The organism is Acinetobacter sp. WCHA39 (assembly GCF_002165385.1).
Taxonomy (GTDB): Bacteria; Pseudomonadota; Gammaproteobacteria; order Pseudomonadales; family Moraxellaceae; genus Acinetobacter.
In genome coordinates this window covers 39,194-62,925 of sequence record NZ_NHRP01000002.1, presented here as the reverse complement: position 1 = coordinate 62,925, position 23,732 = coordinate 39,194, and the positions used below count along the sequence as shown (strand labels likewise).

General features: G+C 39.0%; 20 protein-coding genes, 1 other RNA gene and 2 pseudogenes. 9 read left to right on the top strand and 14 right to left on the bottom strand.

The genetic code is table 11. The annotated features are described in order from the left end of the window. Together CDG56_RS01180 and CDG56_RS01175 are read right to left on the bottom strand one after the other, a co-directional pair. Entirely contained in the window at nucleotides 1-1,851 is a 1,851-nt protein-coding gene (locus CDG56_RS01180; protein WP_087546669.1) for an extracellular solute-binding protein, read from the bottom strand. Nucleotides 1,852-1,857: 6 nt separating this feature from the next. Next, a complete protein-coding gene (locus tag CDG56_RS01175) occupies nucleotides 1,858-5,148 on the bottom strand; it encodes a lytic transglycosylase (RefSeq protein WP_087546668.1) in 3,291 nt (1,096 codons plus the stop codon). 280 nt (nucleotides 5,149-5,428) lie between these two features. Between CDG56_RS01175 and dnaQ the strand changes: the two genes are divergently transcribed. The 3 genes from dnaQ (at nucleotide 5,429) to nudC (ending at nucleotide 9,315) form a co-directional block, all read left to right on the top strand. Then, complete coding sequence (dnaQ, locus tag CDG56_RS01170; protein WP_005157782.1) at nucleotides 5,429-6,790, top strand: DNA polymerase III subunit epsilon; 1,362 nt, start codon at nucleotides 5,429-5,431, stop codon at nucleotides 6,788-6,790. 126 nt (nucleotides 6,791-6,916) lie between these two features. Then, a complete protein-coding gene (locus tag CDG56_RS01165; RefSeq protein WP_087546667.1) occupies nucleotides 6,917-8,563 on the top strand; it encodes a chemotaxis protein in 1,647 nt (548 codons plus the stop codon). Continuing rightward, complete coding sequence (nudC, locus tag CDG56_RS01160) at nucleotides 8,563-9,315, top strand: NAD(+) diphosphatase (protein ID WP_087546666.1); 753 nt, start codon at nucleotides 8,563-8,565, stop codon at nucleotides 9,313-9,315. The genes CDG56_RS01165 and nudC overlap by 1 nt, the downstream gene beginning before the upstream one ends. Before the next feature lie 17 nt (nucleotides 9,316-9,332). Here nudC and CDG56_RS01155 read toward each other — a convergent pair whose 3' ends face one another. The 4 genes and pseudogenes from CDG56_RS01155 to CDG56_RS01140 form a co-directional block, all read right to left on the bottom strand. Beyond that, on the bottom strand, nucleotides 9,333-10,205 hold the full coding sequence (locus CDG56_RS01155; protein WP_087546665.1) for an alpha/beta hydrolase: 873 nt from the start codon (nucleotides 10,203-10,205) through the stop codon (nucleotides 9,333-9,335). 3 nt (nucleotides 10,206-10,208) lie between these two features. Further along, nucleotides 10,209-10,919 carry a BON domain-containing protein gene (locus CDG56_RS01150; RefSeq protein WP_005157796.1) on the bottom strand — a complete coding sequence of 237 codons (711 nt, stop codon included), beginning with the start codon at nucleotides 10,917-10,919 and terminating at the stop codon, nucleotides 10,209-10,211. A 69-nt stretch (nucleotides 10,920-10,988) separates the two neighbouring features. Beyond that, nucleotides 10,989-11,393, bottom strand: coding sequence for a YraN family protein (locus CDG56_RS01145; RefSeq protein ID WP_087546664.1), 405 nt, complete (start codon nucleotides 11,391-11,393; stop codon nucleotides 10,989-10,991). Nucleotides 11,394-11,405: 12 nt separating this feature from the next. Further along, a pseudogene (locus tag CDG56_RS01140) lies at nucleotides 11,406-12,068 on the bottom strand (hypothetical protein). Between the two features lie 16 nt (nucleotides 12,069-12,084). Here CDG56_RS01140 and rsmI point away from each other — a divergent pair. Further along, on the top strand, nucleotides 12,085-12,927 hold the full coding sequence (rsmI, locus tag CDG56_RS01135; RefSeq protein WP_087546771.1) for a 16S rRNA (cytidine(1402)-2'-O)-methyltransferase: 843 nt from the start codon (nucleotides 12,085-12,087) through the stop codon (nucleotides 12,925-12,927). A 22-nt stretch (nucleotides 12,928-12,949) separates the two neighbouring features. Next, the gene (locus tag CDG56_RS01130; RefSeq protein ID WP_087546663.1) at nucleotides 12,950-13,330 is read left to right on the top strand and encodes a hemin receptor; all 381 of its coding nucleotides are present in this window, start codon (nucleotides 12,950-12,952) and stop codon (nucleotides 13,328-13,330) included. Nucleotides 13,331-13,486: 156 nt separating this feature from the next. Here the strand turns inward: CDG56_RS01130 and CDG56_RS01125 are convergent, their stop codons facing one another. The 5 genes from CDG56_RS01125 to CDG56_RS01105 all read right to left on the bottom strand — a co-directional run bounded on the left by CDG56_RS01125 (nucleotide 13,487) and on the right by CDG56_RS01105 (nucleotide 18,529). Further along, nucleotides 13,487-13,735, bottom strand: a complete 249-nt coding sequence (locus CDG56_RS01125; protein ID WP_087546662.1) for a hypothetical protein — start codon at nucleotides 13,733-13,735, stop codon at nucleotides 13,487-13,489. Between the two features lie 173 nt (nucleotides 13,736-13,908). Continuing rightward, nucleotides 13,909-15,141: an FAD-dependent monooxygenase gene (locus tag CDG56_RS01120; RefSeq protein ID WP_087546661.1), complete on the bottom strand. Its 1,233-nt coding sequence runs from the start codon at nucleotides 15,139-15,141 to the stop codon at nucleotides 13,909-13,911. Next, entirely contained in the window at nucleotides 15,138-16,349 is a 1,212-nt protein-coding gene (gene ubiH / locus CDG56_RS01115; protein WP_087546660.1) for a 2-octaprenyl-6-methoxyphenyl hydroxylase, read from the bottom strand. Before ubiH ends, CDG56_RS01120 begins: the two co-directional genes overlap by 4 nt. A 164-nt stretch (nucleotides 16,350-16,513) precedes the next feature. After that, nucleotides 16,514-17,830 carry a Xaa-Pro aminopeptidase gene (gene pepP / locus CDG56_RS01110; RefSeq protein ID WP_087546659.1) on the bottom strand — a complete coding sequence of 439 codons (1,317 nt, stop codon included), beginning with the start codon at nucleotides 17,828-17,830 and terminating at the stop codon, nucleotides 16,514-16,516. 63 nt (nucleotides 17,831-17,893) lie between these two features. Next, nucleotides 17,894-18,529: a UPF0149 family protein gene (locus tag CDG56_RS01105; RefSeq protein ID WP_087546658.1), complete on the bottom strand. Its 636-nt coding sequence runs from the start codon at nucleotides 18,527-18,529 to the stop codon at nucleotides 17,894-17,896. Between the two features lie 66 nt (nucleotides 18,530-18,595). Between CDG56_RS01105 and CDG56_RS01100 the strand changes: the two genes are divergently transcribed. The 3 genes from CDG56_RS01100 (at nucleotide 18,596) to ssrS (ending at nucleotide 19,701) form a co-directional block, all read left to right on the top strand. Beyond that, nucleotides 18,596-19,150, top strand: coding sequence for a hypothetical protein (locus tag CDG56_RS01100; RefSeq protein WP_005157850.1), 555 nt, complete (start codon nucleotides 18,596-18,598; stop codon nucleotides 19,148-19,150). A gap of 2 nt (nucleotides 19,151-19,152) precedes the next feature. Further along, nucleotides 19,153-19,440: a cell division protein ZapA gene (locus tag CDG56_RS01095; protein ID WP_004912439.1), complete on the top strand. Its 288-nt coding sequence runs from the start codon at nucleotides 19,153-19,155 to the stop codon at nucleotides 19,438-19,440. 79 nt (nucleotides 19,441-19,519) lie between these two features. After that, nucleotides 19,520-19,701: non-coding RNA, 6S RNA (gene ssrS, locus CDG56_RS01090), on the top strand. 122 nt (nucleotides 19,702-19,823) lie between these two features. On the opposite strand, the pseudogene CDG56_RS01085 reads toward ssrS, so the two are convergent. Further along, nucleotides 19,824-20,006: pseudogene (locus CDG56_RS01085) on the bottom strand (transposase); the annotation flags it as partial. A 36-nt stretch (nucleotides 20,007-20,042) separates the two neighbouring features. After that, on the bottom strand, nucleotides 20,043-22,760 hold the full coding sequence (locus CDG56_RS01080; protein WP_087546657.1) for a heavy metal translocating P-type ATPase: 2,718 nt from the start codon (nucleotides 22,758-22,760) through the stop codon (nucleotides 20,043-20,045). Nucleotides 22,761-22,860: 100 nt separating this feature from the next. Here CDG56_RS01080 and CDG56_RS01075 point away from each other — a divergent pair, with 100 nt between their 5' ends. Continuing rightward, nucleotides 22,861-23,241, top strand: coding sequence for a MerR family transcriptional regulator (locus tag CDG56_RS01075; RefSeq protein ID WP_004663184.1), 381 nt, complete (start codon nucleotides 22,861-22,863; stop codon nucleotides 23,239-23,241). Nucleotides 23,242-23,297: 56 nt separating this feature from the next. On the opposite strand, the gene CDG56_RS01070 is transcribed toward CDG56_RS01075, so the two are convergent. Continuing rightward, entirely contained in the window at nucleotides 23,298-23,498 is a 201-nt protein-coding gene (locus CDG56_RS01070) for a hypothetical protein (protein WP_004663186.1), read from the bottom strand. Between the last annotated feature and the right edge of the window lie 234 nt (nucleotides 23,499-23,732).

The window sequence follows — 23,732 nt, the reverse complement described above, 5'->3', positions numbered from 1 at the left end:
TTATTTTAAGTCAGATTTTCGTATTGGTTGATCGAGTTTCTTAGCCTTTGCACCATCCACCCACCAATATTCCCATCCTACAGAAAGTTTCGGTTTTATTTTCGGTTGCTGATACATATCCCAATAAGCAAACCATCGCTCAGGTTTACCATAGGTCAGAATTTGATAATACCCTGCACGCAATAAACGATCGAGGACATGAGTATACAAGACGACTTCTTCTCGGTTTTTTGCGGCAACAATTTTGTTAATCATTTGATCAATTGCAGGGTTCTTTATCCCTGAATAGTTATAATTTCCTGCTTCATCCGCAGCAGCACTCCCCCAAAACTGGGCTTGCTCTTTACCGGGTGTCAAGGTCTGTGGCAATTTCAACATCATCATATCGAAATCCTGATGACGGATTCGCTCCACATATTGCGGAACATCCACCTGTCTGAGGTTAACTTGGATTCCCAAACGATTCAAATTACGCACAAAAGGCATCAACTCACGTTGTGGATTTTCTTGCTGCATTAATAATTCAATACGAACCGCTTTACCCTGCCGATCATATAATTGATTACGACGAATCAAATAGCCAGCATCTTTTAAAATCTGTTGTGCAACCAATAAATTCTGCCGATTGAAACCACTACCATCAGAAACAGGATAATGCCAATCTGCTAACACACCTTGTCGTATGACTGGATTTAGTTGAGCGAAGAAAGGTTTCAAGACTTTTAATTCTGCGGCGCTGGGTCGACCTGTTGCAGCCAGATCAGTATTATCGAAATAGCTTTGTAAACGCTGATTTTGATTAAAGAATAAAGCTTTATTTTGCCATTCAAAATCATAAGCATATGTGAGTGCCTGACGAAGATAAATATCATTTAGAGGAGCACGACGAATATTAAATACCAAGCTTTGAATATCGAGCGGTGTCCCCAAACGTGCTTTGTATTTTTTGATCTGACCTGCTTGCACGGCGGGAAAATGATAAGCTGTCATCCAATTACGAATATTTTTTTCTTCATATAAATTAAATTGGCGAGATTTAAAACCCTCAAAACTAACATCTAAATTTCGATAATACACATATTTGAGTCGATCAAAATTATAACGCCCTTTATTGACTGGCAAATCCTTGGCCCAATAGTTTGGACTGCGTTTATAAGTGATACTCCGCCCTGCATCAATTCGCTCAACAATATAAGGCCCTGAACCTACAATCGGTTGCAATGTCACACGCGTAAAATCTTTATTTTTCCAATCCAATTTTGAGTAGATCGGTAGACTCGCCAAAATCAGTGGCATTTCCACATTGTTCTTAGACTTAAAAATAAATTTGACCTGATACTTAGAAATCACTTCTGTTTTTGCTAAATCAGACAAATACATTTGAAAGCCTAAATTGGCTTTGGTTTGGTAAGTGTCAAAGGTGAATTTAACATCTTCTGCGGTCAAGGGCTGACCATTGTTAAAACGGGCTTGAGGGTTTAAATGAAAGATCACATCTTTAAGATGATCAGGATCGTAACTCACTTTTTCAGCTAATAATGGGTACATGACCCGAGGCTCATCTAAAGCGCGATCCATCAAACTATCAAAAAGATAATTTACACCTTCCGTAGAACTCCCTTTGCCATTCATGCTATTTAAATTATCGAATGTGCCTAAACTAGATTGACTGAGCATTCCCCCTTTAGGTGCATTCGGATTGGCATAAGGCATCGCATTTAACTTTGCATATTTGGGTTGAACATGCATGGCTAAATAAGGCGTCGTCTGCATGGTGGCACATACGAACTGAGCAAAAAGGCTTAGCCCACAGATTAGACTAAGCCTTTTAACTAAAACAAATTGATTCATTCCTAATTACAGATTTGGAACTTTAATCACATCACCAATACGTAGTTGTGTACTTGGAGTGAAATCATTCATTTCAGCAAGTGCACTGGTGTCCATACCATATTTACTTGCTAGACCAATCAAAGTATCACCACGTTTTACTTTGTATTCAGTCACTGTTTTAGGGACTAAAATACTTTGACCACGTTGCAAACTTGCATTGGCTTTCAAATCATTTAACTCAGCCAATTCACGACCAGACAATCCAAAACGGTTCGCAATACTATTTAGAGACTCACCCGCCTTCACCGTATATTTTTCAGTATTCTTGCTTGGCGTAGACTTAGTAGTGTTTTTACTATTTTCAGATTTTGCTGATTCAGCTTTTGGTACATCACCCGTAAGTTTTAGCTTTTGCCCAACACGAACACTACTCCCACGAGATAGACCATTTAAAGCAGTTACATAATCTAGTTGTAAATAATAACGACTCGCGATGTTGCTTAAAGTATCACCTGATTTTACGGTATAAACATCTGGTGCAGTTTCTTCACGCTCTTTCTCTTTTAACTTGCTACTTGTACTGAGATTATTTTTGCTCGGCACATCACCTGTTAGCTTGAGCTTTTGACCAACACGAACACCTGCGGTACGTTCTAAACCATTTAAATCAGCAATATAATTTACTGTCAGTTCATATTTATTTGCGATCGCATTAAGGCTATCACCAGACTGCACAACATATTGCTCAGGAATCGTTGAACCTGCTGGCACTTTTAAAACTTGCCCTAAACGAACACTTTTGTTGGCTTTGAAGTTATTCAGTTCAGCCAATTCACTCAATGTAATTTTAGATTTTGTTGCGATACTCGATAAAGTATCACCACGCTGTACGATATAAGACTCAGTCTTATAGTTACTTGATGCTGTTACATTTTCATATTTAACCGTACTTTTAGGTTCAACATTTTCTTCTGTTTTTGAAACCTCATGCAGCGGTACGTTAATTTTTTGCCCAACAAATAAATTGCTACTTGCAGTCAAACCAGAAGTTAAATCAGCCAATTCTTGATTAGATAAAGCATAACGATCAGCAATCAGTTTTAAATATTCCCCACGCTTCACTGTATAAGATTTCGTGGCTACCTTTTGCATCGTCGTTGCTTTATTTTCGACAGTGCGCGCTGACTGTTGTGGTGCGTTTAATTGAGTGTTCCGTGGATTGTTTTTTGGTTCTTTGAGCGTTAGTTTTTGGCCAACAAATAAATTATCTGTCACTGATAAATTATTATAGTCTGCTAACTGTTTTAAAGTTAAATCAAAACGGGTTGCTAAATTGGTAAGATTATCCCCTGATTGTACGACATAACTCTCAGGTTTACGCTCAACGACTTTTGCAGCCTCAACAACCTGTGGTTTTGCATCATATAAATACAGGCTTGCACCTACAAATAAAGTTCCAGTCGGATCAATCTGGTTCCACGTTGCGATATCACGCCAATTGACACCATTTTTTTGTGCAATCAAAGCCAAGGTATCGCCTGGTAACACGACATAAGTGCTACGTTTTCCTTTCGGTGCAACCACAACAACATCTGTATCCGTTTTAATATACGGCTTTCCTTGATTGCGTTTGGCATCTTCACTATTTGCTGTCGCTGCATCTTCAACTAAGTTCTTTGGATAAGCAAAGCCCTTGCTGACCTCAACGCCTTTCTGATCAGCAACAGATTGGCTAGTTTGAATTGCTGTTAATTTAATCTTGCCATCAAATGGATCGACAATTTCTGTACCTTGAGGTGCAATTGCTTTAATTTCAGCAACGACTTGGTCTTTTTCTGCTTGTGTCGCTTGTGGTTCTAATACTTGAGTAACTGTTTTCTTCTCGCCGGTTTCTTTTACAGCGGCAATAATTTGTTCACGCTCTTTAACCGAAATCGGTGGCTCAATCTTAACTGGCTTTACATTTTCCGCTGGTGTAATCGCAACGGGAATACGCGGGGCACTAGGTACATCGGCAGCAGCAGCAAATGAAGCTAATGCATCAGAACCTCGTGGTGTATTGGTTTTAGTCAGCGTTGATGTTGTTGGGCGCGTTACTACTGTATTACTTGCCGTTAAAGGCGGTGGTGTCTTAGTTGACGGTGTAATCGTCTGACCTGAGTTGATATTGGTTCGAACTGTGGTAGTAGCGACATTAGATGTATTGTTATTCATTGCAGGTGGTTGGCTATTGCTTGCCCAGAAACCACCTGAACTTACTTTTCCAGAACGTAATTTCGCATCGACTGACGGACTTAAATCTGCAGGAATTAAAATACGCATTGGGCTCATTGGATCAACGGTTTCACCGCGATGAGCAGGGTTCAAAGCATACAATTCCGCACGGCTTAAGCCTGTAATTGAAGCAATTTGATTCATATCCAAAGGTGCAGCTAAACCAACTTCACGGAAGTGTGGACGGTTTGCGATAGGCGGCAAACTTACGCCATAGGCACTTGGATTTTTAATAATTTGAGCAACCGCCAAGAAGCGTGGAACATAGTTCATGGTTTCTTGCGGAAGTTTTAATGACCAGTAATCTGTTGGTAATCCTGCTGCACGGTTACGGTTAATCGCCTGTTGAATACGACCCGGTCCTGCGTTATAAGCAGCCAAAGCCAATTCCCATGAACCGAATTGATTATATAAACTACCTAAAAACTCATAAGCAGCGCGTGTCGACTCAACCACATCACGGCGACCATCATATAGACTGGTTTGCTGCAAACCATAAATACGCCCCGTGCTTGGGATAAATTGCCATAAACCCGCTGCTGCTGCACTACTGGTTGCAGCTGGATCGTAAGAACTTTCAATAACAGGAAGTAAAGCCAATTCGGTTGGCATACCACGGCGTTCAGCTTCTTTAACCGTATGATACAAATAACGACTGGCACGCGCGCTTAAGCGATCTAAATATGGTTGACGAGAAATAAACCAACTACGTTGTGCTTCAATACGAGAATCCCAATGGTTTAAATCCATTTTGAATCCAACCGTCATTCGCTTCCACACATCACCGTGTTTCAGTACCAATAAACGATCACCTTCAACAGCGCGCATATCGGTAGCTGATAATAAATCTTCTAAAGAATCTAAACTACTTGCATCCAAATAACCTGAACCAACTTGCTTAGATGATGATACTTTGTTTGATTGTGGTGTTGAGGAACAACCTGTCGTGATTCCCAACGCAGTTAGAGCAGAAGTGAGTACAGTGATTTTGAATAATGATGTTGCAGATGTTTGCAGCACCAATGTGTTCGATTTATACATAAAAACTTCCAGTCAACTCACGCTAGTTTATTTCTTTGATTTGCCATTGTAGTAAAGCATGTCACTTAGACAAGGCAATAATTTAACGTGATTTGCATGCAAATGTTACAAGAAATTAAAAAATATGAGTTTTGTAACCGCTCAACACCAGAATTAAGCTTTAAAATATAACTTATCTAGCTAGAGTGCTAAACTCTAGCCATATACATTCAAATAAAACATCATTTTTTATGAATGTAATCTCGTAATACAACGCAAACTTTTAACTTTAGGTTTAACTATGTCTCAAACAATCACACTTTATGTTGATGGCGCATGTAAAGGCAATCCAGGTTTAGGTGGTTGGGGTGCATATATCATTACCGAACAAGGTGAACATAAACTTTGTGGCGGAGAACCTGAAACAACCAATAACAGAATGGAACTGCAAGCTGCGATTGAAGGTGTAAGTTTTTGCCCTACAGACGCACATCTGATTATTTGGACTGATTCCAATTACGTTAAACAAGGTATTACTGAATGGATTCATGGTTGGAAAAAGAAAAATTGGAAAGATGTTAAAAATCCTGATTTATGGAAAAAGTTAGATGCTGTTTGCGCTAACCGAAAAATTGAATGGAATTGGATCAAAGGGCATGCTGGACATGCTGGTAATGAAATGGCTGATCAATTGGCCAATCTCGGTGCCGAACAAACGGCTCAACAAATGAAATCTCTCGTGCAGGCTAACGCTGATACAAAAAAGCCTGAATCTGACTGGTTATTAGATGACCCATTTGGTCTCGACCTTGATGAAGATATTGATAACTTGGTTGAAGAAGTCGAAGAGATCAGTATCGAGGAAATTAAGCCTGATGTAGCTGTAATGAGTCACTCAATAAGCCCAAATACATCAACAACGACAGTTCACCCTCAGATTGTTATTACTGAGGCAAAAGTACACTTACAAGGCCCTCGCCAACTTATTCTGGATACCGAAACTACAGGTTTCTATTTCCAAGATGGTGACCGTATTATTGAGGTTGGTGCGATTGAAATGATCAATCGTAAACTTACGGGAAGCTCAATTCATATTTATATCAATCCAGAAAAACCTGTAGGTGACTCTGAGGATATTCACGGTATCAGCGACGAGTTTTTGCAAGATAAACCTAAATACGCAGAAATTGCCGACACACTGTTTAATTTTTTACAAGGCGCTGAAATTATTGCGCATAACGCGACATTCGATATGAACTTCCTAAATATGGAGTTCAAACGTGTTGGTCTGCCATTATTATCTGATGTTTGTGAAGTTACAGATACACTGGCTTTAGCTAAAAATAAACATCCTGGGCAAAAGAACTCTTTAGACGCTTTAGTTCGCCGTTATGAAATTCCTGCACGTGATCGTACCTTCCATGGTGCGTTACTCGATGCTGAAATTTTGGCTGATGTTTATCTCGCAATGACGGGTGGACAAGTTTCTTTTGATATGGATGCCCTTTCACAAAATGAACAAAACCAAAATAAAACCACTCGTTCTCGTATCGAAGTAGATTTACCAATTATCTATCCATCAGAACATGAACTAAATGAACATGAGACTTGGGTCAAACAATTTGAGCAAAAACATGGAAGCGCTTGCCTTTTTGCAAAATAAATTTGCTGTTGAGCGTAATTTTTTGTATTTCAAGTTTTCAAACTTAAGTTATATTAACTGTTAATGATTTTGCCTCCTACTCTAGGAGGTTCATGGATATAACAACTTAGGAAAGGTGTAGGTCATATGTCTTACCAAACCTCGATTCATTTCGACCCAACTGCATTATTAATAATAAAAAATGAGATCGACAATTCGATTAAATTGGTGGAGACAGCGGTCAATACGCTTGCCGAAGAACAAGCATTGCCTTTTGGTATTGATGACGCACTTAATCAGTTCGAACAGTGCACACAAGTACTTGCATTAATTGATATGCCTCATTTAGCACAAATCACTCAATATTCAGCTGAGCTTATGCGTCAAATCATGGCTCAACCGCAACAAATTAAAACTAGCGATATCGTTGCTCTCAGTGAAGGTACAACGATGTTAAAACGCTATATTGAGTTTATTTGTTTACGTGAAGTCAAAGTACCTCAGTTCTTAATTGATACGCTTAATCGCTTGGAGAAAGCTTTAGGCAAGCCAATTACCAAAGAAGGTCAAACGCTTCAACCGTTACTGGATTTCATGACACCAAACTTTAATTTGCCACAAGCACCAAGTTTGGAACAATCGAAGTATATCCACCAACTTTATAAATTATGCTTAAACAAGCTGATTAAACAAAGTGAATCTCCTCTCGATTTACAAGGAATTAAACTCGTTGGTGTTTACCTTGCAGGTTTAGCCAACAATCTACCGAGCCAACAATATTGGCAATTGGTCAATGTAGGCTTAGGACATATTGATGAGCTTTTGATTACAGAAGCACGTTTACGTACCCTTATTCAAATCGAAACGAATATTGCAAAATTCTTGGCTCAACCAACAACTTATCAAAACAGTATTGCTGATTTGGCAGATATTTTGACGATCTGCATCAGTCAAGAAGATGATTTATCACAACATATTCGTCAACAATTGAACATTGGTGATGAATTACTCAGTGATACTCAACTTCAAGTTTTGAGTCGTCATTTATACGGTCCTGACTATGAAACGGTACATACAATCAGTCAATTAATAACAAATGAAATGGCTCAAATTCGTAATGAAATTGAGTATAACCATCAAAATATGTCGGCTGAAAAAACCCAAGAACTACAGCAAAAGTTAACTCAACTTTCTAATGTATTTAAGGTACTGAACTTAAATGAAGCAGCTAAAGAATTAACTCTGCAAGCTGAAAAATTGAGTCAACCGAATACATTAACTGATGCAACTTCTATTCAACAGTTAATGAATAGCATTTTGGCATCGATGAATTCAATCGGTATCTTAGAGCGTAATTACACTTCCAGTCGTTTACAATTACGCGTCAACAATATGCAAATTTCTTTAGATCGCTTAGATGAAGCTCATCGAGCATTGTTGACTGAAACTAAGACTTTGATTGAAACATTGACTCAAACCTTAAGTTCGTATGTACAAGATCCAACATCTAATACATTAGAAGCCCTTCCTGTATATCTGAATGAGTTATCAGGCGCTGCGTTATTCTTAGGTAGCTCTGCTCAACAAACTGCACTGTTAGGCGCAGCACATTTTTCACAGCATCGTTTGAATCAGAACGAAGCGATTGATGCTGAGCAAATTAACTGCATTCTAAATGTTGTTGCTGGTTTAGATTTACTCGTTGATAACCTAAACAATAAGCAACCTGTATTGCAATCTATGTTTGATGTGGCATTATCAAGCAGTCAGCAATTACAAAACATAGCCGCATAATGACTCAACTATCACTTGCTTATATTTTTCAACACCAAAAACTGCTAGTCGACCAAAATCTTCAACTGCCAGAAGTTGAAAAGTTAGCAAGTGATTTACCCTTGAATCATAATGATCACGTTATTGCGCGTGATCTACTTGAAAATGAAGCCATTCCCGATGGCTATCAGCTCGTTCCAATCCGTGAACTGATTCAGTCATGGTCAACTACAGAATTTCTTCAAGCCAGTCGAGCAGTCCAACTATTAGAATGGCGACGTAATCATAAATTCTGTAGCCATTGCGGTCATATGACTGAAATTCACGCCAAAGAATACGCAATGGTTTGCCCAGCTTGTGGCTATCATCAATATCCTCGCGTTCAGCCTTGTATTATTACAATCATTACCAAAGGTAATGATGAAATCTTACTTGCGAAATCGGCGCATAATAAAAGTAATATGTACGGGCTAATTGCCGGATTTGTTGAAGTCGGAGAAACATTAGAAGAAGCTGTGCAACGAGAGGCTTTTGAAGAAGTCGGTTTAAAACTAAAAAATATTCGTTATATGTCGAGCCAACCATGGCCATTTCCAAGTAATTTAATGATTGCTTTTCATGCTGAATATGATTCAGGTGATATTCAATTACAAGTGGAAGAAATTAGCGAGGCTCAATTCTTTAAGTTTGATCAACTACCTGAAATTCCATTTAAAGGTAGTATTGCACATGCAATAATTATGCAAATCGTTGAGAATAAAAAAGCATCTTAATCAAGATGCTTTTTTATTTAATCTTCTAAAGCTTCATCTAAGAAATGCAAAATCGTTCGCTTGGTTTTGAAGTAATGACTTACAAAACTGGCCAAAGTCGCCACAATGGTAATGTGTCCAGTCTTAGGAATAATCATCACATGACTATGATTACCCTTTTCTCTCAATGCCTTATCAAGATCGAAACTATTATGATTACCAACCAACTGATCATTCTCAGCCATCAATAGATAATGTTTAATCTTATTCGGATTAATAAAATAATACGGCATCACTTGTTGGTACGATATTTTTGGATCAAATGCATGTTCAGATAAAGGATCATCTTTATAGTCAAAATGATACGGGCCAGCCAAACCCACAATTGCCTTAATATTATCTGTATATTTAAATTGCTGAGGCTGAGCAGAATACACCACAGACATCACATTAAAGGCACCCGCAGAATGTCCCATCAAAATGATGTTATCGGTTGAAATATTCAATTTAACTTTATTTTGATTCAAATAATGAATCGCTTGCGCTAGATCATCGACAAATGCTGGAAAGATATTCTCTGGAGCGAGTTGATAATTAATAACAGCAACATCAAAACCTTCTCGAGCAAAGGTTTCGCCAATGAATAAATAATCTCTCTTATTACCATGTTGCCATGATCCACCATGTACAAAAACAATCAAAGGTTTTTGTTTCTTTGGATTCTTGGTTCGATAAAGATCCAGTCGATTTCTGGCTTTTAATCCATAAGCAAGATGTTCTTCTTTTTCAAAAGTATCCTTTGGCGTCAGATAATTCATCGAATAGCTTGCTAAATCATACAGGCGAAATTCCTGATAAAAGTTTTTCGCCCGTATAACATTTTCTTGTACTTGTTGAATAAGTTGCTTCATAGATTAGGGTTTAGTCGGAGTAATAGTCGCTGGTTCAGTCTGATCAGGATCAATTGCAACTGGAGTTTCAACTAAAGGTTGTGTTGAAGCACCACCAATCATCGGTGTTGCTGCTGTAGCACTTGCTACCGTTCCCGATGGTTGATCAATATTATCAATCAGTGTCACGATTTTACTCACATTACCAACTTTTTGTAAGACATCATCTAAGTCTCTTATCTCAGCAGTATTTAAACGCCCCATCACATAAAGGATGCCATTTTCAGTATGAACTAATACTTTACTGTCAGATATAACAGGCGCTCTCATTAGCAAACCACGAGTATTTGCAGTCACAGTAGAGTCCTGCATAATCGTGTTGTAATTTACTTTATCACCAACAGTAATGTAGTTATGCACAGCTTTTACATCACTCATCGCTCTTAAATTGTCTTCTGCTAATTGTTTCAAATAAGGATCAGGAACTTGCCCTGTTAATAAAACATTACTATGAAAACTTTCAATATTGATGCGTGACTGCTTAAAGCGATGGTCTAATTTGTATAGGTTGATATTTGCAGTACGCTTGATTGAAGAATCAATAAAAACCTGCCCTAGACTACGTTCACCACTGCTTGTACCAACAGGCGCCGATCCTGTTCCACCAGAAATAAAACTCGCACATCCCGATAAACTTGCAACGCAAACCAACGTCATCGTTAAACGTTTCAACACTTGGCAAGACTCCCTATCCACTAACTTGTTCAATCTACTGCACTTGTCTTGAAATGACTCAACCGTATCTCAATCCAAAGTAAACGCATGTTTAATCCATTGCTGATCATACTTCAATTTTGAAAAATCTGGTTGTACTGTTTTTGCAAGTTTCTGTGGAAAATCAAAACAGATCACATCAAAACGACAGTCAAAATTGTAATAATTGGGGTATCTTTGTAAAAAGAACTGCGCCGTCTTAATAATCTTGCGTTGCTGCGAATACGAAATCACTTCACAAGCCTCTGCATAACTGCCTGCGGAACGAGCTTTCACCTCCACAAAAACCAGCTCATTTCCACGTTTGACAATCAGGTCAATTTCTCCAAAACGTGAATGGTAGTTTCCATGTACATATTGGTATTGCTGGGACTGTAAAAATAGCAATGCCGTTTGTTCTGCCCACTGTCCCAAAAGATGTTTGTGTTGTTCCATTGTGCCCATAGCTTATTTTAAAATTTGAATTTCATTTTTCTGTTGTTGATAACAATAAGGTTGCCTATCAATTTTTCCATCTTTAACGCTAATCTTACCTGTACGCCCTTCAAAGGAGAATTTATGCTCAGGGTTTTCTAATAATTGTTGACTTATCGTCCAAGCATCTCCTCCAAAAGCTAATAAACGTTGAAATGCCATTGTTTCTGGTTGTTTCTTATAGGCTTCGATTAAATCTGCCCATTGCCCATTATATAGCGCGGGTGTATCACAAAAACTTAAACCAATTGGAATAGATTGTCCCTGCTCAATACTCATCGGTGTGACGTAAATATTCTTTTCGGGTAATGTACCTAATTGTTCCAACCAATGTTGACTCCCTAGCAATAATACCCCTTCTTTACTTGATCGTTTTTGTGGTACTTCATCAACAAATTCTATTCTGATGAAAATTGATCCTTTAGTGCAGAAAGCAAAAGTTCTGTTGCTGACTCAGTTCGTGTTTCTCAAACGATAAAAAGCTTTTTGATGCGATCTTTTTGAAAACGATGATTTAATGCTTTGACTCGCTCGCGCCATCGTACCCGATTCAGGTAGAATCACCAGTACGTCCGCATAAACTGGACTCATAGATGCTGCCAAACACAGTAGCAACCAATATTTTTGATAAGACATGAGGGAGTTACCTTTTATGAGTGCTCAATTATTTGTTGTAGCAACCCCGATTGGGCACTTAGATGACATGACCTTTCGTGCGATTGATATTTTAAAGTCTGTATCGGTGGTTGCGGCAGAAGACACTCGTCAATCTGCTCAATTATTTAAACACTATAATATCTCAACACCGTTAACAGCGTGCCATGATCACAATGAAAGTAACAAAATTGATCAACTTATACAAAGAATGTTAAATGGTGAAAGTATTGCTCTGATTAGTGATGCAGGAACACCGTTAATTAGTGACCCTGGATTTAAGTTAGTACGCGCAGCACAAGAACATAAGATCCGCGTCATTCCAGTACCAGGTGCCTGTGCTGCAATTGCAGCATTGAGTGCTGTAGGTTTACCAAGTGATCGCTTTAGTTTTGAAGGTTTCTTACCGTCAAAGGCTTCACAACGAATTAGCCAACTTGAAAAACTAAAAGATGAGACACAAACACTCATTTTCTATGAAGCGCCACATCGTATTTTAGACAGTGTAAAAAATATGGCTGAGGTATTTGGTGAAGATCGACCTGTAGGTTTTGCTCGTGAAATCACAAAGACCTTTGAAACTATTAAAAAAATGACTTTAAAAGAATTGGTCACTTTTATTGAAAATGATCACAACCAAGAGAAAGGTGAAATTGTAGTTGTGGTGGGTGGTGCCACTGCTGAAAAAGATATGGCGCAGGATAAACTGGATGAGTTGCTAAAACGCTTATTACAAGATTTATCAGTCAAGGCAGCATCTCAATTGGCTGCTGATTTGACAGGTATCAAAAAGAAAGTGGCTTATCAACGTGCTTTGGAATTGACTCAAGATAATAAATAATACTTAAAAAGATACGTAGGAAATGGCTATAGACTCATTACCCATGTTAGGTCCCCATGAAGGCAGAGAACTTGAATTGCTGCTTTCTGGTGAAAAACCAATTGCCTTTTTTTATGAAGGCATTCCTGATGAGTTTTTGCCTTATCTTGAATCAGGCATTTTAAAATCCCGAACCAAGGCCACTACAACTCGCATCCCCAATATACAAATGGAAAATATTCTTATTTATAAGGATGTTGCAATAGAGCAAGTGGATGAATTGATATCGGTCATTGAACTATCCCTCAATCAACCGAAAGCAGGATTTGTACCAGAGCTTGAGCGAAGAATTGGTCAATTGCTGGGCTATCGAGAGGAAGATATTGAATTCTATTTACAGCATCTTTCCAGAAACAAGAAATAAGCATACCAAACACATATTGCTGCCTTCATGGAATGGATAAGGCATCAATACTCTCCAGAATGCACAATGTGGGATTCTTAAAGCACTGTAATGTGGACACAAATCACATCAATATCAAAAAGCACCACAGTCGTGATGCTTTTAAATCTTTTCAGCTTATTCGTGGGTCTCACCCGGTGGCACTTCGGTAATACGCCCACCACGTGCCAAAAACGCTGCAACCTCATCTTCTAGAGCTTGGCGTTGTTTCTGTTTAGCAGTCACTGTTAAGGTTTCTGCTTCAGCCAAATCTGCGTCATTGACACTTGACTCTTCGCTATCCGCACCACTTTCTGCAGCTTTCGCTTCTTCATCGTCTACCGCAGAATCTTCAGTGTTTTCGTCGTAATCATTCATTTCCGTCATATTACTCTCCCCACAATGACTAAACTCTCATCATCGTTATTTGGTCATCAGAACTTGATGAAATTTAACAAGCTCTTCTCATTTATCAAAGCAAAATATTCATTAAATTGTGCTTTTTATAACCAAATTCACTCTGATTTATAAATGATTGTTTAAAAAATATCTACTGTTTTTTAGCAAGCATAACGAGTGTGCTGTAAAGCCCCTAATCCATTCGCTTGTCGCATAAAGCGATCTTTAAACCAATCGAATTGTTCAACTTGTTTTAGACCAAAATTTCGTGCCCAAACAAACGGAAATAATTCTGAACTTTCCAACCAACCAATTGCGGACATACTGTGCATCATGGCATCATTCTGGCCTTTACGTTGGTGTTCATAACGCAATAACGTTTGCTCATTGGCCCACACACCACGTTTTAAATCGTGCAGTAGAACATCACACAATACCGCAGCATCCAGACAGCCAATATTTACACCTTGACCAGCCAAAGGATGAATCACATGTGCTGCATCGCCAATCAAGGCTAAACCAGATTTAATATAACGCTGCGCTGCGCGAGCTTTTAGTGGAAACTGTGCTCTAGAACGAACCGCAACTACTTTTCCCAACATTTGCAGACTTTCTTGAGTCAGTAAGCGCATAAAGTCTTGATCATTTAATTCCGAATATTCATCGGCATAATCATCGGGTAAAGTCCAGACAATCGACTGCCAATAACCATTCTCTTGTGCATCCAAACTCGCCATTGGTAAATATGCCAGTGGACCTGTCGGTAGGAAAATTTGACGAGCCACATATTGATTCGGTTGTGTGGTTTTAATCGCGCAACTGATGGCAGCCTGTTTGTAATCCAGTACATCTAAATCGATATAGGCTTGCTCACGAACAAAAGAGTTCGCACCATCTGCACCAATCAGCAACTTGGTTTTTAGTGCCGTGCCATCCGCCAATTGAATTGACCAGCCTTGTGGAATCTGCTCAATTCGAATCACTTTGACTTGGGTACGATAGTCTTTAAGCTGCTGCAACATTTTCTGTTGAATCGCAACATTCAAGACACTTGGCTCAACCATCGAACCCAAAGCCTGATCTGATTGAGGTTGCTGTTCAGATGCATGGCCAAAATTAATTTCACCATAGCCATTTTTATTCCAGACCTGCATGCCTGAATAGGGCATTTGACGTGCTAAACCATTCCAAACATCGACTGTTTTAAGTAAGTGAATCGTCGCCTGACTCAGTGCCAATACTCGAGGATTCATCACAGCCAAAGTTTTGTCTTGATCTAGCACAGGTGCAGCATCAAGCACTGTAGCTTGCACCCCACCTTGGGCTAGCAATAAAGCGGTTAGACCACCGACTAAGCCACCGCCAACAATCACAACATCTAACAGCTCACTCATGCTTTTAATCCCATCGCATAGTTAGCAACCAAAGGTTTAACACCCGGAATCACATCAAATGCAATCAGTCCAGTATTACGTAATAACTTGAGAATTGGATTTTGATTACTAAAACCACGTACCACTGAATCACAGAACTTAATCACCCTTTGCTGATCAGTTAAGCGTGCTTGTTCATAAGCCAATAAATTTTCTGGAGCACCAATATCATCGGACTTCGCCAATTGCTCCATCAAGAAACGAACCAACACATCTGCATCACGTAGACATAGGTTAAAACCTTGCCCTGCCACTGGATGGATGGTATGTGCGGCATTACCCATCAACACCACACGCCCAACGGCTTGCTTATGTGCCAAGACCTGAGCCAGTGGATAGCTAAAGCGCTTACCCGTTTTTTCAAACTTACCTGCACGATCACCATAGGTTTCCTGTAAAGCATCCAAGAAATGCTGATCATTTTCCTCACCTAACCATTCTGCCTCAGTACCTTTTTTTACAGGCCAAACCACTGAACGGCGGTATTCACCCGGTAAAGGTAACAGGGCCAATGGCCCTAAAGCACTAAAACGCTCAAAGCCAACTTGTTGATGTGGTTTCGAGGTTTGTACGGTGGTGACGATTGCCACTTGATCATAATCATGTTCATCGACACCTACCCCAATGGCTTGGCGACAAAATGAATCACGACCATCAGCAGCAATCACCAACTTGGATTTTAAGGAATGGATATATTCACTATTACGCATGGCTTCAATCTGGACTTGATCTGCATCTTGTGTGAGTGAGGTGACTTGCACACCATCAATCAACTCAATCAAAGCTTGTTGACGAACTTGGGTCAGCAACACACGACCCAACCACGCGTTTTCAATCACTTGCCCAAAGCTTTCTACTTTTTCTTGTTCAGCAACTAGGCGTGCCTTACCAAAGCTGCCTTGCTCGGTGATATGCACTTGTAGAATTGGTGTTGCATGTTGTTGTAAGGCTTCCCACAAACCCAATTTTTGATAAATCTGTACGCTGCGGCGTGACAATGCGGTGTTACGCGCATCAAAGCTAGAATGATAAGGGGAAGCGTTCTCGTCATCGTAATTTGGATATTTCACAGCTTCTAATAACTTTACTGCGATATTAGATTTTGCCAACATTAAGGCAAGGCTGAGTCCAACCATACCCCCACCGACAATGATGACTTGTTGCTGCATAATATTATTCCTTATCAGTTTTTCATGACTTGATGTTTGGAGACTATCTTACTCTAACTCAAATTGAGATTGGAATTTGTACTTTGTTTGGTCAGTGTTTTATTTTAATTCGACAAATAAAAAAGGCTTATCCTAGAATAAACCTTTAGATCAATATTTCTGACTTAACTAGCCATTAATTGCTCAATTTCTTCAACAGTTTTCACTACATTTTTGGTCAAAACCAATGGACCACTTTCAGTCACAACAATATCATCCTCGATACGAATGCCGATACCCCGCCATTTTGCATCAACTGTTTCATCATCGGGTGCAACATATAAACCAGGTTCAACAGTGACCACCATACCTGCTTCATAAGCACGCCAATCTTCGCCAGTCTTGTACGCACCGACATCATGCACGTCCATACCGAGCCAATGACCTGTACCATGCATAAAGAATTGACGGAATGCTTCACTCTCAACCAACTCATCCACATTGCCACTCAGCAACCCAAGATCAACCAAACCTTGAGTTAAAATCTTGACAGCCACTTCATGTGGATATTTATAGTGATTGCCAATACGAGTTGCATCAATGGCAGCCAATTGAGCATCTAAAACAATATTATAAAGTGCTTTCTGTTCAGGACTAAATTTGCCATTTACAGGGAAAGTCCGCGTAATATCCGATGCATAAAACTCATATTCACATGCTGCATCAATCAAGACCAAATCGCCATCGTTTAATGGCTTGTTATTTTCAACATAATGCAAGATACAAGCATTTTCACCACCACCGACAATGCTGTTATAAGCAGGTACACAACCATTTTTACCAAAGATATAATTGAGTTCTGCTTCAAGTGCATACTCCATCACATTCGGTTTAACAGTTTGCATGGCACGGGTATGCGCCTCTGCACTGATATTCGATGCGATCTGCATCAATTCAATTTCTTTTGCTGATTTTTTCAAGCGCATTTCATCAACAATACGGTCTAACTGAACCACTTCAGCGGGTGCAGCGCCACCACGACGTTGTTGTGCATCTGCCTTTTGAATCCATTGGCTGACACGTGCATCAAATTCCGCATTTTGGCCAATACGATAGTAAAGACGCTGTTTATTTAATAATTTGTCAATAATTTCTTCATCGAGCAGATCAATTGCATACGCTTCATCTGCATCATAGATTTCAATCGCACCATCAATCCCAGCACGATAGCCATTCCAGATTTCCATTTCACGATTACGTTCACGGCAGAACAAGCTATAGCTATATTCCTCACCTTCTTCAAAAGTTTCAATGATTGCAACAGCTTCTGGTTCTGCGAATCCAGTCAGATAATAAAAACTACTGTCTGCACGATATTTATAATCCGCATCGCGATTACGATACATTTCTGCTCGAGTCGCAATAATTGCAATGCTATTGCTGCCTATTTGTTTAGCAAGAAGATCACGACGTTGTTTGAAATCGGCTTGACTTAATTTCATATTATCCTACAGCTAGAAAGTCCCTCTTTTATAAAGAGGGATTTAGGGAGATTTAAAACCGCCTTAACTCGGACGATGTGGGGTGAACATTTCGACAACCGTTTGCGGATCAGTCGCCTGATTATCTTGATTTCTGCTTTTGGCATGAAAATTTTGTAACAAAGAACTTTCAGCCACAGCAATCTTTTTACGACCAATCGACAAGCTCACAGGAATCAGGCGTACAAACTCATACAATTCCTGATAGCTTTCTTCGCCTTCTTCATCATTATCAGAGTCTTCAAACTCAACTGCTGCAACATCTTGTAAATGTTCAATCAGCTCTTGTTCTTCACCACGAATATGACCTGAAGCCAAACCAAAACCGAGGACTACGCCTGCGCACCAATCAGCTAAAGCTTGCACACGATCTACAAGCAAATGGCTATCATCTGGAAGCATAGGCAAATAATCTAATTCATCATCTGACAAAGCATGAGCAACGTCTTCTGCTTCATCCGTTAAACTTTCGAGTGCTTCTGACTGTAAAGCTGGCACGTTGAGGGTGTTTAAAATTTGTGACCATTCATCGGTGGTTGGCGCTTGTGTGACACAAACTATACCTGTGAGTAAACCGTGTAACTCACTTGGGCTTGAAATTTCTTCAATCCCATCAAAATGGGCATTCCATTCCGTCCAACCTGAAATATCGTCTTGCATTCGTTTATCCAATCTCTATACTGCTGTATATATTACCTTTGATTGCAACTCTGTGCGACCTTCGTTATGTTAGAACAATTACAGCGTCTACAAGCGCATATTGGTGTTTTAAAAACACGCTTACATCATTTAGAGCGAGAGAATACTTCGCTTACTGAGGCTAAACAACTCGCTGAAACTGATCATCATGCACAAGTTGTGCAGAAAAATAGCATCATCACGCAAAAGCAGGAAGAAGTTGATAACTTAACTGAACAATTGTCTCAGTTACAAGATCAATTTAAACAACTGAATCAAGATGCAACAACTTTAGCGGAACGTTATAGCCGCTTAGAGAAAAGCACCACTGATTTAAAAAACCGCTTCCAAGAGATTTTAGCTGAGCGTAATGACTTACGTGTAAATAAAGAGAAGTTACAAGTACAGCAACGTCATAGTCAGCAGGAAATTCAGGACTTGCAGCAGGACCGTGATCGTTTGCTACAAAAAAATGAGTTGGCAAAATCTAAAGTTGAGGCGATTATCCAGCGTCTGGCTGTTCTTGGTACAGCACAGGATCAACATGCACAAGAGATTCAGCAACTTGCCCACCCAAATGCTGAAACACAAGAGGAAAACTGATCATGAGTGAACAAGTGACAGTAGAACTTCGTTTAATTGAACAGACTTTTCGCTTAAATACCACTGAAGATAAACGTGAAGAATTAGAGCGTGCAGCTGAACTACTGAATCAAAAGTTTCAGGATATGCGACGTAATGCTCCTCGTGTAGAACACAATAAATTAGTCATTATGGTTGCCTTACAGATGGCACAAGATGTCTTTAGTTTGAATAAATCTTTGCAGGAATATGCTCACTGTGAGCGCCTACTTCAAACCATCTTGGAAGATGTCGAACAAACTGTTGAGTAAAATTGCACAAAGCCTCATCAATTAATAATTATCTTTACAAGTAGCGATTGTCATCGTGTAAAGATCGGTTATACTAAAACTGTCTCTAGGGTGTTCGCCAGTACGTCTAGTCCCCTGCCGATACTTAAATTTATGGATGTGTCCTGTATATTTTGAGTGTATGCCTACCCCGAGTAGGAAACCCAGTAAGTATGCGTCACCTCCACCTTGAACTCATCGGGTTCAGGGTAACGACCATGCAGCGGCATCTCTGGAGCAACTTTTTTAATTATAAAAATAATGATTTCACCTCAAGTATTTTTTAATAAACTATTTATTTTGAATAGAATTTGTACTGTTAAATTAATCCCCATTAAATTTTCTAAATCTTTTTTATAATAGTTCATAAGGATGCAGCGTTGGATGGCTGCATCGGAGTAGGTTTGATTTCGCCCTTGTTTGCCTTTTGATGGAGCATACCATTGCGTAGCAGGATCAAACCAAATGGCAATATTTCCACGATGAATGAGTGCTCGGTTATATGTTGATGATGTCAGTTGGGTCAAAATAAAACCCCTACTCTCAATTTATGAGAATAGGGGCTTTATTTTTCTTAAAATGAATTATGATTTATTCAAACGTAAAGCATTCACCACAACAGAGAGCGAGCTTAATGACATTGCTACAGCAGCAAACATTGGTGTGAGCAATAATCCTGTTAGTGGATAAAATAAACCTGCTGCAACAGGAACACCTAATCCATTATAAACAAAAGAGAATGCAAGATTTTGCTTCATATTTTTTACCCCTAATTTTGCCATATGAACTGCTTGTGCAACCCCTTGAATGTCCCCTTTAACTAAAGTCACTTGCGCTGTTTGCTTGGCAATATCTGTTCCTGTTCCCATCGCAATACCAACATTCGCCTGCGCTAGTGCTGGTGCATCGTTGATACCGTCCCCAGCCATTGCCACAATTTTTCCCTGAGCTTGTGCTTGTTTCACAATTTCAAGTTTTTGCTTAGGATCAAGATTGGCATAGACTGTTTTAATACCTAAAACATCTGCAACCATATTTGCATTTTTCTGATGATCACCAGTTGCCATAATTACTTCAATTCCATCAGCATGTAGTTGATCAATCAAAGTTTTGGCATTTTGTTTGATTGCATCATGAATCGAAATATAGGCAATCACTTCTTGTTCTGACATCAAAAAACTAAACACATCGCCTTGTGCACGTTTTTGATCCAACTCATGGATTAAATCAGCATCTAAGGTCAACGCCAACTGTTCAATAAGCTTCTGACTACCAATATACAGGGTCTGGTGATCAATGTTTCCTTTCACACCAAAGCCTGCGACATCTTCAAAATCAGAGACATTGAGCAATTGATTTAGATCAACCAGTTTAGTTAATGTCTGTGCAATTGGATGTGTCGAATATTGTTCAATCGATGCAATCCATAACTCAATTTGTGTCTGGCTATACGCTTCAGATAAAGGCCGAATCTCTTTTAAACTTGGTTTACCCTCGGTCAATGTTCCTGTTTTATCAATAATCAAAGTATTGACCTTGCTTAAGGCTTCAATTGCTTCTGCATCTTTAAACAGCACACCTTTTTGAGCTGCTCGACCCGTGGTTGCCATCACTGACATTGGCGTTGCCAAGCCAAGAGCACATGGACAAGCAATAATCAAAACAGCGACTGCACACATTAAAGCCAAATCAAACTGTGCTTTCCCAAATACCATCCACGCAATAAAAGTCAGCACACTGATACTGAGTACGGCGATCACAAAATATTTTGCAACCACATCTGCAATTCGTTGCAATGGTGCTTTGGAGCGTTGCGCATCAGCGACAGTTTGGATCATTTTGGCTAATGTCGTGTTCGTACCCACAGCAGTTGTTTGGATTCGAATAGCGCCTTGTTGATTAATTGTCCCGCCAATCACTCGGTCATCTTTTTCCTTTTTCACAGGAACAGGCTCACCTGTCATCATGGATTCATCAACATAGGTCTTTCCATCAACGACTAGACCATCTAATGGAATTTGCTCACCCGATGATATTTGCAAAATATCACCTTGTTTGACCATCGCTATATCTACTTCAACAACTTGATCATGCTGCACAAGTTTCGCTTTAGCAGGTTGTAAACGTAGTAAAGCTTTTAATGAATTTGCTGTTTGTGAACGTGCTTTTAGTTCTAAAATTTGACCCAGTAAGCTCAACGAAACAATCATACATGCTGCTTCAAAATACACAGCAACACCATGCCCTGTTTTCGCTTCAATAGGGATTAATGATGGAAAAATCGTGGCAATAACACTATAAATAAATGCTGCAAGTACCCCAACACCAATCAAACTCCACATATTCAGATGTCCTGTTTTATAGGACACCCAACAACGCTGTAAAATGGGATAACCCGCCCATAGCACCACAGGCAAACTTAAAAGAAGTTCAATCCACGGCTGAACATGTGGCGAAATAAAGGCATGAATATGTGAACCCATGGCCAAGATCATCACCAACAAACTCAAAGGTAATGTAGTCCAAAAACGTCGACTAAAATCTACTAACTCAGGATTTGGTCCATCATCCAAAGTGGGTTGCATCGGCTCAAGTGCCATCCCACAAATTGGGCAAGTTCCTGGCCCTTTTTGTACAATTTCAGGATCCATTGGACAGGTATAATCCATATCCATTGCCTCCTCAGGTACAGGACGCTGATCGACTGGAATTAGATAAAATTCAGGATCATTTTTAAATTTATATAAACAAGATGAATTACAGAAATAATAGGTTTTACCTTGATAATCTGTTTTTAAATCTGTCGTGATTTTGACTGACATACCACAAACAGGATCAATCTCTGTATCAACTAAATTGCTTTCACTTGAATGATCATGCTTTCCACCCCAACAAGAAGAAGATTTTTTAGCTTCATCTTGAATAGATGGTACTTCTGGTTTAGGGCCACAACATGAACTTAGTTTTTGCTTCGTTGGCTTAGGCTTACAACAAGAAGATGTTTGAGCTAATTCAATAGACAGCTCTGATTCACTTTCACAACATGAACCTGCTTTTTGTTGAGGCTGCTTAGCACAGCAAGATGATGTCAATTTTAGATCTTGATCTGATTTTAAATAATTTTCAGGTTTTGAGCTGAATTTCTGTTGGCAACCTGCTGAACAGAATAAATAGCGGATACCTAGATAATCAAAATAGTACTGCGAATTTTCAGCGACTGTCATACCGCAAACTGGATCAATATATTCGTACACAAGCGGTACTTCATTTTTAGAATGGCATGAAGATGGTTGTTGAGTCATGACGACACCTATCTTTTCTTTCTCGATAGGACTAGGATAAAGTCTGTACCTAGGTACAGAGTCAAGTGCTTTTTTACTATCCCAACAAAGGTATGAGAAAATGAACCTTACAATCGGAAAACTAGCAAAATCCTGCCACGTTAATGTCGAAACCATTCGTTATTATCAACGTATAGGCTTAATGCGAATACCTGAAAGTACTCAAAGTTACCGACATTATAGTCAGCAAGATTTAGAGACCTTGAGCTTTATTCAGAAAGCGAAGGATGCTGGATTACAACTGAATGAAATTAAAGAATTGCTCACATTGAATTTAGAAGATCGCATCCAAGTCAGACATGTTATTGAACAACGATTGAGCAAGATCGATCAAAGAATTCAGGAACTTATGGGTCTTAAGCAAAGACTTTCCACATGGTTACACGAGTGTAAAACGACAGAAAATGAATGTTGCCCAATATTGATGGAACTCAAACAATAAATTCCATCAATCAATCTAGACAGTTGAATCAATACTCATCAAAAAAGTACATAACATTAGATAAATGACCAAATCACATTTTCATCCTTCTGTTTCAATAAGAAACTGGTTTGGTAATCATCGGCGACGATGAGATGCTGATTAGAGATCATCATTACTTTCAACAGCGTATCATTGTGATAAACCAAATCATTTTTACCTTCTTTAGTTAAGATAAGCATTTGATCTAAGACAATTACATTTTTTGAATCAAACATACTTTTTCCCTCTAAACATTACCCTATGGTCTTTTCAATATTTTTATAAAGTGACACAGTGAATATCGTAACGAATGAAATAAAACACCCCATTCATAGCGCTAAAATATTCCTTTTAATTGTTTAAATATGTGAAATAACCAAGTATTTGCAATTTTCACAGCAAGATTATAGAGCACTTTTTACACAATTTGTGATATTTTTGCCATATAAAACCAAAATTTGTTATTTTAT

Bases quoted from the DNA above. Each gene is read 5' to 3' on its own strand.
- dnaQ (WP_005157782.1), top strand. From the start codon at position 5,429: ATGTCTCAAACAATCACACTTTATGTTGATGGCGCATGTAAAGGCAAT.
- CDG56_RS01175 (WP_087546668.1), bottom strand. From the start codon at position 5,148: ATGTATAAATCGAACACATTGGTGCTGCAAACATCTGCAACATCATTA.
- CDG56_RS01145 (WP_087546664.1), bottom strand. From the start codon at position 11,393: ATGGAACAACACAAACATCTTTTGGGACAGTGGGCAGAACAAACGGCA.
- CDG56_RS01070 (WP_004663186.1), bottom strand. From the start codon at position 23,498: ATGTTTGATTCAAAAAATGTAATTGTCTTAGATCAAATGCTTATCTTA.
- pepP (WP_087546659.1), bottom strand. From the start codon at position 17,830: ATGAAATTAAGTCAAGCCGATTTCAAACAACGTCGTGATCTTCTTGCT.
- CDG56_RS01080 (WP_087546657.1), bottom strand. From the start codon at position 22,760: ATGACTCAACAACCATCTTCATGCCATTCTAAAAATGAAGTACCGCTT.
- CDG56_RS01155 (WP_087546665.1), bottom strand. From the start codon at position 10,205: ATGAAGCAACTTATTCAACAAGTACAAGAAAATGTTATACGGGCGAAA.
- CDG56_RS01075 (WP_004663184.1), top strand. From the start codon at position 22,861: ATGAACCTTACAATCGGAAAACTAGCAAAATCCTGCCACGTTAATGTC.
- CDG56_RS01105 (WP_087546658.1), bottom strand. From the start codon at position 18,529: ATGCAAGACGATATTTCAGGTTGGACGGAATGGAATGCCCATTTTGAT.
- CDG56_RS01095 (WP_004912439.1), top strand. From the start codon at position 19,153: ATGAGTGAACAAGTGACAGTAGAACTTCGTTTAATTGAACAGACTTTT.
- CDG56_RS01125 (WP_087546662.1), bottom strand. From the start codon at position 13,735: ATGACGGAAATGAATGATTACGACGAAAACACTGAAGATTCTGCGGTA.
- CDG56_RS01100 (WP_005157850.1), top strand. From the start codon at position 18,596: ATGTTAGAACAATTACAGCGTCTACAAGCGCATATTGGTGTTTTAAAA.
- CDG56_RS01130 (WP_087546663.1), top strand. From the start codon at position 12,950: ATGGCTATAGACTCATTACCCATGTTAGGTCCCCATGAAGGCAGAGAA.
- rsmI (WP_087546771.1), top strand. From the start codon at position 12,085: ATGAGTGCTCAATTATTTGTTGTAGCAACCCCGATTGGGCACTTAGAT.
- ubiH (WP_087546660.1), bottom strand. From the start codon at position 16,349: ATGCAGCAACAAGTCATCATTGTCGGTGGGGGTATGGTTGGACTCAGC.
- nudC (WP_087546666.1), top strand. From the start codon at position 8,563: ATGACTCAACTATCACTTGCTTATATTTTTCAACACCAAAAACTGCTA.
- CDG56_RS01120 (WP_087546661.1), bottom strand. From the start codon at position 15,141: ATGAGTGAGCTGTTAGATGTTGTGATTGTTGGCGGTGGCTTAGTCGGT.
- CDG56_RS01180 (WP_087546669.1), bottom strand. From the start codon at position 1,851: ATGAATCAATTTGTTTTAGTTAAAAGGCTTAGTCTAATCTGTGGGCTA.
- CDG56_RS01165 (WP_087546667.1), top strand. From the start codon at position 6,917: ATGTCTTACCAAACCTCGATTCATTTCGACCCAACTGCATTATTAATA.